Here is an 11,636-nt window from a genome sequence, read left to right on the forward strand (position 1 = left end):
CTGGTCTGCATGAGCAGACCCATCCCGCCGCGCTACAAGACCAAGAACTGGCCGGCCTACAACGAAGCGCTGAAGCAACGTGGCTCCCTGACCATCTGGTTCGACCCAGATATGACGTGGGTGCCGCCGCCCACCGGCAAGCGAGGCCGGCAGCCGTAGTATAGCGATGCCGCGATCCAGACGTGCCTGACGATGAAGGTCCTCTTCGGCATGGCGCTCCGGCAGACGACAGGCTTCGTCGAGAGCCTTTTGCGCCTGGTCGGCCTCGACTGGTCGGTGCCGGATTTCAGCACGCTGAGCAGGCGCCAGGAAACCTTGGCCGTGAGCATTCCCTACCGCGGCTCCCAGGGGCCCCTGAACCTGCTGATCGACAGCACCGGCATCAAGGCAGAGGGAGAAGGCGAGTGGCACGCCCGCAAGCATGGTGGCACAAAGCGCCGGCTATGGCGCAAGATCCACATCGGTGTCGATGAACAGACGCTGGAGATCCGAGCCATCGAGATCACCGGAAGCAACGTCGGTGACGCGCCAATGCTGCCCGAACTGCTCAGCCAGATCCCGGCCGACGTGGAGGTCGGCTCGGTCACTGCGGATGGTGCCTACGACACGCGCAAATGCCATGACGCCGTCGCCGACCGAGGCGCCCATGCCGTCATTCCGCCGCGCAAGAACGCCAAACCGTGGAAGCCCTCGACTGCCGGTGCGATCGCAAGGAACGAGGCGCTACGCGCATCGAAATACCTCGGTCGCGCGATCTGGCGAAAATGGAGCGGTTACCACCGACGAAGCCGCGCCGAGACGAAAATGCATTGCGTGAAGCTGCTGGGGCAGAGCCTCATGGCACGCGACTTCGATCGCCAGGTCGCCGAACTCCAAGTCCGTGCCGCCGTCCTGAACGGCTACACCGCGCTCGGCATACCTGACACTGAGCCCGTGGGATAAGTCCGTCTGGGGAAAGGGGAAGTCTCGGCTTCAACCTTTTTGCGCAACAAAGCCAAGCGGAACAACGGAATACTCCTGATATCCCGTAGTTCAGGGTTCTCCTCGGCGAGGCGCGGACTGCAGACAGGGAAGGTTTCCTCGTCAAACAGATGAATAGCGTCCACGCCGGGCCATCTGCCTTTCCCGTAACGTATGGCGAGATCAATCCCGTCCACATCGAAATCAAGCCGCTCGTCACTTTCTATCACCCGAATGTCTATCTCCGGGTAAGAAACGTGAAAGTCCGCCAACCGAGACAGAAAGGTCAATCCTGCAAAAGCGAGAGTGGTTGTGATCGTCACGGAGGGTCGGTCGTCCTGTGCCTGGATCTCTCGTAGACCGAGGCAGATCAACGACGTATTTGATCTGAATCAAGGCAGGCAGTTTACAGCCTTCGTATGATTAATTGCGATGGAAACTATTGATGCAGGATCACATTTAGTGACTGCCCTAAGAGCTTGGGAGAAAAAAGCATGCCAATTTTCTACAGAAACCGTCGGACTTATGCAACTCAAATGTTGACGGTAGCAGCCACTGCCATGCTCGTGGCAGCGGGACCGATGTCTGGCACGATGGTCTATGCACAACAAGCGAATGCAGAAGCCGGAATGGCGATGGGTCAGGAAATTGACCGTTCGAAAATTCTGAAAGACGCCGGTGTTTTCGGAGTTTTCGCCACATTCAAAGTCAATCCGGATTATTATCAAGCGGGATCGGCTGAGCGTCGTGGCGCGGTTGATGAGGTGCTCACCGTTGTTGAGGCGCACAAAAGTCATGTGCTGGTTGACGCCTATCTGACGAGGGGTCTTAGCTCTGAGAGCGACTACATGCTTCGCGTACATGCTTATGACCTCGAAGCCGCTCAAAACTTCATGACAGATTTCAACAATACCCGGTTTGGGATGCACTCGGAAGTGACTGAAACTCTGACTGGCATCACGAAACCCTTGAACTATATCACGAGGGAAGATTCGCCAGAAATGAACGCCGGCCTGTCTTCTGCTTCGTACTCAGGTGAGGAACCCAGGTATTCGATTGTTGTTCCCATCGAGAAAAATGCAGAGTGGTGGAACATGAGTCAGGAAGAACGCCTTGCGGAGATGGAAGTCCACACGGCACCGACGCTTGAATTCCTCGTGAACGTCAAGCGCAAGCTTTACCATTCGACCGGATTGGACGATGTCGATTTTATTACATATTTTGAGACCGCTGATCTAAATGCGTTCAACAACTTGGCGGTGTCTTTGATGCAGGTTCCCGAAAATCTGTATCATGAACAGTGGGGTGAGCCGACCATCCTTTCGACCATCCAGCCGATTGAAGACGTGGTGAAGACACTTTCGGCATTGAAGTAACGCGCCGATGCTAGCAAGCACGGATAGGAGAAGAAGATGACCACTTCAACAAGACGTAGTTTCATCAAGGGCAGTTTGGCTGCGCTTGTGGGTGCCTCGGTGAATCCTTTCGGTCAAACCAGCGCCGCATTAGCGGCTTTGGTCCAGACCGAAGCGCGCCCATGGGAACAACAAATGCGAGACAAGTTCCTTGGGGAGACGAAGTTCCGCGCCGTCAATATGCCAAACTGCACGGGGTCCTGCGGCTGGAATGTTTTTGTGAAGGACGGCATCGTTCAACGAGTCGAACCTCCGCTTGATTACCCAGACGATGAGTATAATCCTCGTGGTTGTATGAAGGGCCAAACCTATCACCGCCGGGTGTATGCGGCTGATCGGGTAAAATACCCCATGAAGCGTGTGGGTGCGCGCGGTGCGGGCATTTGGGAAAGGCTTAGTTGGGACGAAGCTTTTGATTACATTGCCGCTGAGATCAAACGAATTTCTGAAAAATATGGTAGCAACACGGTTTGGCTTTACCCTCCGGTGCCAGCGACCGGGATAATAAAACAAGGCGCCGGCGTTCGTTTCGCTTCGGTAAACAGTTTCGGTATAGGTACGTTTTTTAATTGGTACGGTGATCTTCCTCTTGCCCACCCTATAACGTGGAACGTCAAGAGCGAAGAACATGAGTTTCGGGATGTGCTTAACTCTAAATATGCGATCATTTGGGGGTCCGATGTATTTCAAACCCGGATGCCTGATGCTCATTTTTTTACGGATATCAGAGCGAAAGGGGTTAAGCTTGTTTACATTTCACCCTACTTTGACCCCACAGCAAGCGGTGTTGATGAATGGGTAAAGCTTCGCCCTGGAACTGATGCCGCATTGGCGCTAGGTATGTGCCATGTCATTGTCAAGAAAGGGCTCACAGACGAGGCGCATCTCCGCCGTACCACGAGTGGCCCGTTGCTCATCCGAGAAGATAACGGAAAGTATCTCAAGGCCGCTGATGTTGATTCCGACGGAGATTCTGAAACCTTCATGGTGTTTGATCTCGATTCGGAGACCGCTGTTCCCGATGTGTATTTCAGTGATGAGGCACCGCTGACGGGAAGCTGGCCGGTCAAGCTTGCGAATGGTGAAACGATCTCCTGCTCTACCTCGCACACGTTATTTCTCAAAACGATTGATGAGCACGATCCAGAAACAGTCTCCGAAATTACCGGTGTTCCAACTGAAGTCATTGAACGGATTGCGGTTGAGTATGCTTCTGCAGACCCGGCAAGTATCTGGGCTGGCACCGGCATTAACCACTGGTACCACGGAGACTTGATGGGAAGGTGCACCATTGCCTTAGGTTGTATGACAGGTAATATCGGCAAACCAGGTGGCGGAGTTGGCCCTTGGTCCGGACAGCACAAGGTGCGCCTTAATCCGACCGAGTACTTTTTTCCGAAGAAAACTGAAGGCGGGTCCGAGCGTTACCGTCCACTACCTCTCGACACTACTTATGTCGTGCAAGGCCCGACAGAAACGATGGCGGAAAAGGAAAAGTATTGGCGTCAGGTTCGGTGTATATGGGCGGCCGGCGGAAATCTCTTTGGTCAGGCCTCGGACCAAGCCCAGCTGGCGAAGACACTTGATGAAGAAATCGAATTTATCGTTTCTCCGGAAGTTCAGATGAGCAGTACCGCGCAACTTGCCGATATCGTGCTCCCCATCGTCAGCTGGTACGAATTGCCGATGGATCTCTGCACGACGCCTGCGCACCCGTATATTCAGTTGCATGAGGGTGCACTAAAGCCGATGTATGAGGCTAAGACGGACCTAGAGGTCTATTACGAGATCTCCAAGAGATTGGGAACCGGCGATATATTCGAATACAATGATCCAGAACAGGTCGCTGACCTCTTGTTGAGGACCGGTGGTTCGCAAGTGGAAGGCATAACGCTGGATCGAATGAAAAAAGAGCGGGTTGTGAAGGTAAATATGCTGTCTGATACTTACGTACCCTTCACGGAGCAGGTTGCAGGTAAGGCAACGTTTGCCACAGCTTCTGGGCGCCAAGAGCTCTATAAGGACGAAGACAGGTTTATTGAATACGGTGAACAGTTGCCCATTCATAAGGAGCCGCACGTCGCATCACCCTATGGAACATCGAAAGTTTGGAGCGAGGCGAAAAAGGAACGAAACCCAAACATGCAGGCCTATCCGCTGGTTTACCACGCAAGACATACGCGTTGGAGCGTTCACTCGTCTTGGAGAACAACGGATATTCTCCTTAAATTGGACGATATCGGCCAACCTTTGCTTGAGATGAACCGCGAAGAAGCTGCGAAGCGTGACCTAGTAGCGGGTAAGTACGCCATTGCGTACAACCAACATGGTTACATCAAGGCGAAGGTGAAAATTCGCGACTCAGTCCCGACAGGTGCTGTTCTGATCTATTTCGGATGGCAACGGCAACAAATCCGAGAGGGTCATTGGAACGGTCTATCTCGCGTTGATATCAATCCGATCCATGAAATCTACTTCAAACCAGATTTTTGGGGACCGGTGTCCGGGCATTTTGATCAAATTTGTGAAGTCAAGAAAGCTTAACTTCCGAAACTGAAAGGAAAGAAGATGTCCGAAGAGCTTTGGCAAAAATACTATGGTCAGCCAAACCCGAAATACGGAAATCGTGCACAATATGGGATGCTGATTGACATCAACAAATGTATTGGCTGTCACACTTGCACGATGGCCTGCAAGAATACTTGGACGAGCGGTTCGGGCCAGGAGGATATGTTCTGGAACAGCGTCACGACCGCGCCCTATGGAAAATATCCCCGTCACGGTGAGGAAACGGCCAGTCACGACGAGTATGACTATCGGTATCCAAATCTGTACCAGGACACACCCAAAGGCACCGGTCCTGACCTCTGGCAATTCTACTTGGCAAGACCGTGCAACCATTGCGCTAATCCAGCATGCCTACCGGCCTGTCCTACACGGTCAATATACAAGAACGATGATGGGATCGTGTTGATTGACCAAGACGACTGCAAAGGCTTCCAGTACTGCGTGAAGGCTTGCCCATACGACAAGATTTACTACAACGCAACGACGGGAAAATCAGAGAAGTGTGTATTCTGTTTCCCACTCTTGGAGAAGGGACAAGAACCGCAATGTGTGAAGAGCTGTGTTGGAAAGATTCGAATTTTCGGAAACTTAATGGATCCAGAAAGTACGATTTCAAAACTAATTCGCGATCCGTCTCTTGGTGTACAGCCTTATGACCCCGAAGTAGGCCTCAAGGCGACCCATCGCAATATCAGTGAAGGCGAACGCCGTCAATATCGCCCGGACTTCGGAACTATTCCATCTGTCTGGTACGTCCCTCCAAGGAATATTCCACCAGAAGAGGTTGAAAAGTACTTTGGATATGCGATGCAGGGTCTCATTCAGGAGCCTAACCCCGTGCCGGAAGAGGTTAAGATGAAAGATCTCTGAACTCGCGACTCTAGAACAAGGATAACAGTGTTATGACTGAAATGGTCAAAAGGTCCGACTTGTACGGTTCCGAAACTGCAATGGCAAGGGGTCAAATCTACAGCTTCCTAGAGCTGGCCTTTGGCCACCCTGCCGAACAGGGAATTGAGTATTTTCGACAAGAATCCACCGAAAAGTCGTTAGACGAAACTCTGAGTAAGGTTGATCGCCCAGCTGCTTTTGATAAAGAAATGTATAATTGTTTCGACCGATTTTTCAGGAATCTTAGGGAGTCATCTGTCCAAAGAATCGAGGGAGATTACATCAAGCTTTTCTCGAGTAACTATCCGATTATTCCTTGCCCACCCTATGGATCGCTTTTTACAGTCGATGAAACCAAGCGTCTCGAAGAAATGACGGCTGTCAAGGAGGCGTACCGAGAATCTGGTATGACGTTGTCTGATAAGCACGAGGAACTTCCCGACCACCTCGGCGTCGAGCTTGAGTTTCTTCAATACCTGAGTTTTCGGGAGAGCGAAAGCTTGCGAGATAAGGAAGGGGAAGTTGCAAAGTTCTGGAGGGACAAACAAGCTTATTTTCTTGCACGGTTTGCCGTTCCTTTCGTGACACAGATGGCTTTGATCGCCCAAAAAGCCGAACCAGATAACATTTACTCGGATTTGGTTGGTGCGATCCGGCTTTTTATCGATCACCACAGTGGCGAATTTACTGAGATTACCCTGGACGACAACAGAAGCTTGGAGGAATCGTGATGGGAACCCGCATATCGTTTATTGGACTACTTATGGCCGGCGCCATGCTGACCCCGACATCAGTATTTTCTCAGGAGAAATCTGATGGGGCAACGGACTCGTCTCTATCAGCACCAAGTCCGGTGCCTATGCCCTATTTCACGTCAGTAATTGAAGTGTCAGCCGAAAATGGGCGCCTAATTTATTCAGAAAATTGTTCAGTTTGCCATGGGTTGTTCGGTCGGGGCGATGGGCCTAGGGCCTCAAGCTTTGGAGAATACCAATACATTCCGGATCTTTCAGACGGATATATTATTGAAGGTCGTGATGAGGAAATAATGGAGGAAATCAGCGAAGGTCTTAACAGACTGGAGCCACCAGCAATCATCATGCCACAATTTAAGTATATTTTGGCGCGATCTGATATTGAAAGTGTTCTTGAGTATCTCAAGATACTTCCCGAGATAGCGCCACCCCTCATCGAATAGCTTGACACTCGTTACTGATCATACAGTGTGCGGGCGCGGCGTTCATGGCGTGGAGATGTCGGTCGTGTTGAGGAACTCGGCGTGGTGGATGTGGTGACCGGAACAATCAAGGGGTAGAGTTGAATTGACAACAACACGCGAGGGCGTTCTAGAGGCGCTGAAACGGATCACCGACCCGGTGAGCGGGTCCGATATCGTTGCTACGGGCGTGGTGCGGGCGCTAACGGTCGAGGGCGAGACAGTTAGCTTCGTGCTCGATATCGATCCCTCCAAGGTCAAGGCCTACGAGGCGGTCCGCGAAGCCGCCGAGGCGGCAGCGAAATCGGCGGGTGCGGAGCGCGTCTCGGCGGTGCTGACCGCGCATTCGGCAGTGGAGATGCCCGAACTCAAGCCCAAGCCCAAGGTCGTACCCGAGGGGCCGCAGCGCGTGCCCGGCGTCGACCACATCATCGCCGTGGCCTCTGGCAAGGGCGGGGTGGGCAAATCCACTGTCTCGGCAAATCTCGCCTGCGCGCTCGCCGCCAAGGGCCGCCGGGTGGGCCTTCTCGATGCCGATGTCCACGGTCCCTCGCAGCCCCGGATGTTGGGCGTATCGGATCGCCCCACTAGCCCCGACGGAAAGGTCCTTCTCCCTGTGCACAATCACGACGTCACCATGATGTCCATCGGCCTCTTGGCGAACGAAAATCAGGCGTTGCTCTGGCGCGGCTCGAGACTGGTGGGCGGGCTGCAACAGATGTTGATGGATGTGCAGTGGGGCGCGCTCGATTGCCTGATCGTCGATCTACCGCCGGGCACCGGCGACGTGTCGATGTCGCTGACAGAGAAAGCCAAGTTGGACGGCGCAATCATTGTCTCGACGCCGCAAGACGTGGCGCTTCTGGATGCGCGCAGGGCGATCGACATGTTCAATCAGTTGGATGTGCCGGTGCTGGGCATGATCGAGAACATGAGCGCGCATGTCTGCTCTAACTGCGGGCAAGAAGAGCATATCTTCGGCCACGGTGGTGTCAAGGCGGAGGCTGAGGGGCTAGGCGTGCCGCTGCTGGCGGAAATCCCGCTTCATCTCGACATCCGGCTCGCCTCAGACGGCGGCGCGCCCATCGTGGTTACCAAGCCTGACAGCCCGCAGGCGCAGGCCTTCCAGCAGGTTGCACGCGATCTCATAGGCATGGGCGTAGCATGATCGCGCCCCGCTTTCCCACCGCTGATGTTGGGCCTCGCCGTCACCGGCGCGACCGTCCCCTGCGAGTAGGCCCGCGCGCTTGCCGCGCTCGTATGCGACGCGAGACTGGTAGTGCATAAGTTGGGGGCGATGCCGCTTTCAATGTGCCCCACGACAAGCGACGCCTTGCCTCTTTCCTCGAGATCAGCCCGGAAACCTCAGCCGGGCGTTCAAGTTTTCGCGGAATATCGAGTAACCCAGCCTTTGATCGACAAACCGTAAATATGAAGGAGACCAAGATGACCAGATCCATGCCCGGTGCCGCCGGCGACCTCGCCGATGAGCATCCCGATATCTGGAAGGCCTATTCGGCCCTCGGCAAGGCAACAGCCGATTGCGGGCCGCTGACCGATCGGGAAAAACGGCTCGTCAAGCTCGCACTTGCGATCGGCGTGGGTTCTGAGGGGGCGGTGCATTCCCACACCCGACGGGCAAAGGTCGACGGGATCGAAGTTGCTGCAATCATTCAGGTGGCCATGCTGGCCATCGGACCGCTTGGCCTACCCCGCGCCGTGGCCGCCAAGACCTGGATCGAGGATATCGACGACTGATCCTCAGTGCAGCGGGCAAACCTCTAAAAAAATGGTTCTGCCTCAATCTGTGTGGCGCAACTATCCTGAGACTGGAAGATTCAGGAGGGATAGTTGTGATTTCAAAGAAGCACTGGTCGCCCGTGTGCGATGTTTCGGTTCAAAGCGTTAAGCCGGCGGGTGGCTTGTATCCGGCACTCTGGCACCTCAGGGCATTTGCCCTGACTGTGGTTTGCGTTCACGACGACGTCACGGATGGCCGCATCGGCGACAGGATTTTCCCGCACATGGAGACGAGGTCACAGTGGAACTCCAGGTTTGCCGCTGGCGATGTTTGGCTTCCGCTTGCCCGCGCCGAACGTTTTCAGACCAGATCCTATCGGTTGCACGTCCGTTTGCACGTCGCACCTCGCGTGTCGGGGAGATTGTCAGTCACTTGGGGCATGCGACAGGTGGGCGGACTGCCGAGCGACTCTTGCACATGGCCAATGCAGTCGCGCCGCGCCATTTCAGCGAGCTTGTGCTAGATCAACGAACTCTCCTGCTCTGTGTATAGAGTGATTGTGTGAAACACACGGGAGGAGTGTCGTATCATGACGTCAAGTTTGTTCGAGACAACGACAGGAGGCGGCACAATGACAGCTCTGACAAGAATCGTTGAGCAAGGGTGCGGGTGCGGCGCAGCTGATGAGTTGGGCGGTTTGGTCTCAATCGACGAGGCGATAGCCCGTATTGTTCGGAATGCGGTTGAGGTCGCGGAGACGGAAATCTTGTCTCTTGCCAGTGCACGCGGAAGGGTGCTTGGTGAGCCTGTTTGTGCGATCTCGGCCGCGCCACCGTTCGACAATGCGGCGATGGATGGCTACGCGATCAATTCAGCCTGCCTGACGGGGAATGGTCCGTGGATTCTTCCTGTGACAAACCGGATTGCGGCCGGGCAGAAGAACGTAGGATCGGTTCGCCTTGGAAACGCTGCGCAGATATTTACCGGCGCGCCAATGCCGGAGGGTGCGGATGCTGTAGTGATGCAGGAAAACGTCCAGCGCACCGAAGGCGCAATAGTTGTCTTGCAAAAGGTGAGGTCGAGTTCGCATGTCCGGCGAACGGGCGAGGACATGGTTGCAGGCGACGTTGTCGTATCCGCTGGCCGTCGTCTTACGGCGCGGGACATTGCTGCTTGCGCGGCCGCTGGGTCAGCGGCTGTTAGGGTCCGGCGTCGCGTTCGTGTTGCTCTTTTGGTCACCGGCGATGAAGTGAGTACGACCGGAGACTCCCGAAAAACTTCAGGCATCTGGGATGTGAATACCCCGATGTTGAGAGCCGCAATTGAGACGACCGGGATTGAACTTGTCCGCGTCGAAACCGGTGAGGATAACCGCGCCGGTCTACGACGACAACTTGGCGAACTTGCTAAGAGCGTCGATCTGATTGTTACCACCGGCGGTATATCTGTCGGCGAGGAAGACCATGTAAAACCTGCGTTGACCGATCTTGGCCTGCTCATGGCGTTCACTGGTGTCGTCATGAAGCCTGGGAAACCAGTTTCCTACGGGAAATTGGGAGCTGTGCATTGGCTCGGTTTGCCTGGAAATCCGCTCTCGGCATTCATTGCCTGGCAAATGTTTGGGACAGTGCTTTCCCGGTGTCTGTCCGGGGGCACGGCACCGCACAGCCGCCGCAGACACGTCGTCCTGTCGCGCCCGTTGCGTCACAAGTTCGGGCGATGTGAATTGCGATTGGCGGAACTGTCCGGGTTTGACGGCATGGGCCGAGAGGGTGTTCACTTTGATGATGCCACCCATTCCGGGCGCGTGGCTCGCCTCCCCATCGCGGATGGTGTCATTCTGATTCCCTCTGAAGTTGAAAACCTGCCAGAAGGCGCGCTGGTGGAATTCCAGCCATTCTGTGATTGATAGAGGAAGAATGACCATGAAAATCGCCTATACGATGGCACCCGGACGCGGTGATACAGATCAATTGCTGTTCACGCTGGCGCAAGATCTCGCGGCTGAGGGCTACCGCACCTGTGGGACAGTTCAGATCAATACGGATCGTGGCGGGCATCCTTGTGACATGGATGTTCAGGTGCTTCCGGACGGGCCTGTGCTGCGGATTTCGCAGAACCTCGGAGGGGAAGCGAAAGGATGCAGGTTGGATCCCGCAGTCTTGGAAACCGCTGTTGGATTGGTCGAGATGCAGCTCAATACCGCTCCCGAGCTTCTGATCGTGAATAAATTTGGAAAACACGAGGCCGATGGCCGGGGTTTTCGATCGGTCATTGCAGAGGCGATTTCGCGCGATATTCCTGTTCTTGTCGGGGTCAACTCTTTGAACCTGGACGCGTTTCAGGAATTCGTAGGCCCGGCGGCAACAGAGCTTGAGCCTTCGAGAAGTGTCTTGGTCAGTTGGCTGCAAGCAGCTATGGGCAAAGAACGGGATGTCGCCTGAGGCATCTGTGATCTTGATTAAAGACGCGCCAAATATTTTCCGGGAAGCTGAGCGGAAGCGCGGCTTATTGAAGGGCCGCGAATTTGGAATGGGCGACGGAAGGCGGCGGTCAATCGCGATACGCATTTTCCCAAGTCTTGAGCCGGGAAGCTGGCAATGCAGATCGGGGCATTTATGACTGATGCACTGAAAACCTACATGAGCCGCAATGTGCCGCGCTATACAAGCTATCCGACAGCCCCGCACTTCTCAAAGGCGATTGGCTCAAAGGAGTATGCACACTGGCTTGCGGCGCTACCGCCTGAGAAGCCTGTTGTCGCGTAGCCCTTAATTGTGAGATGAGAGATTCAACGAAATCAACGGCTGTCCTTTGCCCTTAAATATGAGATTTTGCCTTTAAT

The 11,636-nt window shown here is 54.5% G+C and carries 11 protein-coding genes and 1 pseudogene; 11 read left to right on the forward strand and 1 reads right to left on the reverse strand.

Annotated features, from left to right (window positions below):
• Positions 1–9: 9 nt before the first annotated feature.
• Positions 10–942: pseudogene (locus tag I9P22_RS10195) on the forward strand (IS5 family transposase).
• Here the strand turns inward: I9P22_RS10195 and I9P22_RS25050 are convergent.
• Positions 900–1,334 (reverse strand): LysR substrate-binding domain-containing protein, encoded by a 435-nt coding sequence (locus tag I9P22_RS25050; RefSeq protein WP_367575564.1) that lies wholly within the window; start codon positions 1,332–1,334, stop codon positions 900–902. The pseudogene I9P22_RS10195 and the gene I9P22_RS25050 sit on opposite strands and share 43 nt — an antisense overlap.
• 120 nt (positions 1,335–1,454) lie before the next feature.
• Here I9P22_RS25050 and I9P22_RS10205 point away from each other — a divergent pair, with 120 nt between their 5' ends.
• From I9P22_RS10205 to I9P22_RS10250, 10 genes are all read left to right on the forward strand, one after another.
• Complete coding sequence (locus I9P22_RS10205; RefSeq protein ID WP_199259376.1) at positions 1,455–2,336, forward strand: chlorite dismutase family protein; 882 nt, start codon at positions 1,455–1,457, stop codon at positions 2,334–2,336.
• A gap of 36 nt (positions 2,337–2,372) precedes the next feature.
• Positions 2,373–4,919, forward strand: coding sequence for a molybdopterin-dependent oxidoreductase (locus I9P22_RS10210; RefSeq protein ID WP_199259377.1), 2,547 nt, complete (start codon positions 2,373–2,375; stop codon positions 4,917–4,919).
• Between the two features lie 24 nt (positions 4,920–4,943).
• Positions 4,944–5,813 (forward strand): 4Fe-4S dicluster domain-containing protein, encoded by an 870-nt coding sequence (locus tag I9P22_RS10215; RefSeq protein WP_199259378.1) that lies wholly within the window; start codon positions 4,944–4,946, stop codon positions 5,811–5,813.
• 32 nt (positions 5,814–5,845) lie between these two features.
• The gene (locus tag I9P22_RS10220; protein ID WP_199259379.1) at positions 5,846–6,565 is read left to right on the forward strand and encodes a TorD/DmsD family molecular chaperone; all 720 of its coding nucleotides are present in this window, start codon (positions 5,846–5,848) and stop codon (positions 6,563–6,565) included.
• Positions 6,565–7,032 carry a c-type cytochrome gene (locus tag I9P22_RS10225; RefSeq protein ID WP_199259380.1) on the forward strand — a complete coding sequence of 156 codons (468 nt, stop codon included), beginning with the start codon at positions 6,565–6,567 and terminating at the stop codon, positions 7,030–7,032. The genes I9P22_RS10220 and I9P22_RS10225 overlap by 1 nt, the downstream gene beginning before the upstream one ends.
• Positions 7,033–7,156: 124 nt before the next feature.
• Positions 7,157–8,218 carry an Mrp/NBP35 family ATP-binding protein gene (locus I9P22_RS10230; protein ID WP_199259381.1) on the forward strand — a complete coding sequence of 354 codons (1,062 nt, stop codon included), beginning with the start codon at positions 7,157–7,159 and terminating at the stop codon, positions 8,216–8,218.
• Positions 8,219–8,496: 278 nt separating this feature from the next.
• A complete protein-coding gene (locus I9P22_RS10235) occupies positions 8,497–8,808 on the forward strand; it encodes a carboxymuconolactone decarboxylase family protein (RefSeq protein WP_199259382.1) in 312 nt (103 codons plus the stop codon).
• Between the two features lie 193 nt (positions 8,809–9,001).
• Positions 9,002–9,343 carry a transposase family protein gene (locus tag I9P22_RS10240; protein WP_408635179.1) on the forward strand — a complete coding sequence of 114 codons (342 nt, stop codon included), beginning with the start codon at positions 9,002–9,004 and terminating at the stop codon, positions 9,341–9,343.
• Positions 9,344–9,422: 79 nt separating this feature from the next.
• Positions 9,423–10,700: a molybdopterin molybdotransferase MoeA gene (locus I9P22_RS10245; protein WP_199259384.1), complete on the forward strand. Its 1,278-nt coding sequence runs from the start codon at positions 9,423–9,425 to the stop codon at positions 10,698–10,700.
• 16 nt (positions 10,701–10,716) lie between these two features.
• Positions 10,717–11,235, forward strand: a complete 519-nt coding sequence (locus I9P22_RS10250) for a DUF2478 domain-containing protein (protein ID WP_199259385.1) — start codon at positions 10,717–10,719, stop codon at positions 11,233–11,235.
• The last annotated feature ends 401 nt before the right edge of the window (positions 11,236–11,636 follow it).

Source organism: Paracoccus binzhouensis, assembly GCF_016446475.1.
GTDB lineage: Bacteria > Pseudomonadota > Alphaproteobacteria > Rhodobacterales > Rhodobacteraceae > Paracoccus > Paracoccus binzhouensis.